At 64.3% G+C, this 964-nt stretch carries 1 protein-coding gene and 1 pseudogene; both read right to left on the bottom strand.

The window, feature by feature from the left end; all coding sequences use genetic code 11:
* Positions 1 to 785, bottom strand: a 785-nt coding sequence (locus EOC06_RS09310; protein ID WP_245469427.1) for an SMP-30/gluconolactonase/LRE family protein, incomplete at its 3' end; no start/stop codon positions are given.
* Positions 785 to 964, bottom strand: a pseudogene (locus tag EOC06_RS42050) (2-dehydro-3-deoxy-6-phosphogalactonate aldolase); the annotation flags it as partial. The gene EOC06_RS09310 and the pseudogene EOC06_RS42050, both read right to left, overlap by 1 nt.

Below are 964 nucleotides of genomic sequence, written 5' to 3'. Positions count from 1 at the left end.
TCCTTGCCCGACCAGGCGGAGGTGACCGCCAGCCGATCGGCCTTGGCGCCGACAAAGGCCGGGCAGGATGGCTGCGTCACCGGCATGGCGACCGTGCGGACGAGCTTGCCGTCGGGCCCATAGGCTTCGATGACGCTGCCGCCCCAGACGGCGTTCCACAGGATGCCGTCGCGGTCGAGCACGGATCCGTCGATATAGCCCTTGGCCGAGCGGTGATCGACGAACAGCTTCGGCTCACCGGCAGGCAGGCCGGTCGCCGGGTCGCAGGCGACCCGCATCAGCAGCCCGGTCGAGGTGTCGGTGTAGTAGGCGATTGCGCCATCCTCGGTAAAACAGATCGAATTGGAGACGGTGATGTCCGAAAACAGGCGGCGCAGTTCGCCTCTGAAAAACCAGTAGATCGAACCCGCACCCTTTTCCTCGCCCTTGCCCATGGTACCCATCCACAAGGCGCCGCAGGGGTGGACCCGGGAATCGTTGGAGCGCGTGACCGGATTGTCGGCCTCGACAGGCGTGTGCAGCGTCAATTTGCCGGTCGCGACATCACGGACATAAAGGCCGGTTTCGGCGGCGATAAGCTGGCGCTTGTCGTCGATGATTGCGATGGCGCTCGCCATTTGGCCGAGCTCATGGACGGTGGCCGCGCCGCCGGACAGCTGCTTTTGCAGAAGCTGACCGTTGACGATGTCGAACCAGTAGAGCGTATCGGTGGCGGGATCGTAGCTCGGCCCCTCGCCGAGTTGGCAGACGTGATCGGAAAAAACCGAAACGATGGCTTCGCTCATCATGCTTCTCCGAACACCGCATCCCAGGCCACGACGGCAGCATGTGCACGCGCGGCCACCTCGTCGACGCTCATGCCCGGCTTGAACAGGCTGGAGCCCAGACCAAAGGCGGTCACGCCGGCCGCCTTGTAGCCGGCAAAATCTTTTTCGGAGACGCCGCCGACGGCGCCGACCAATGT

Origin of the sequence: Mesorhizobium sp. M7A.F.Ca.MR.362.00.0.0, from assembly GCF_004023175.1 — a bacterium.
GTDB lineage: Bacteria > Pseudomonadota > Alphaproteobacteria > Rhizobiales > Rhizobiaceae > Mesorhizobium.
Note: the sequence above shows the minus strand (reverse complement) of the source record. Positions and strands in the feature narration are given on the sequence as shown.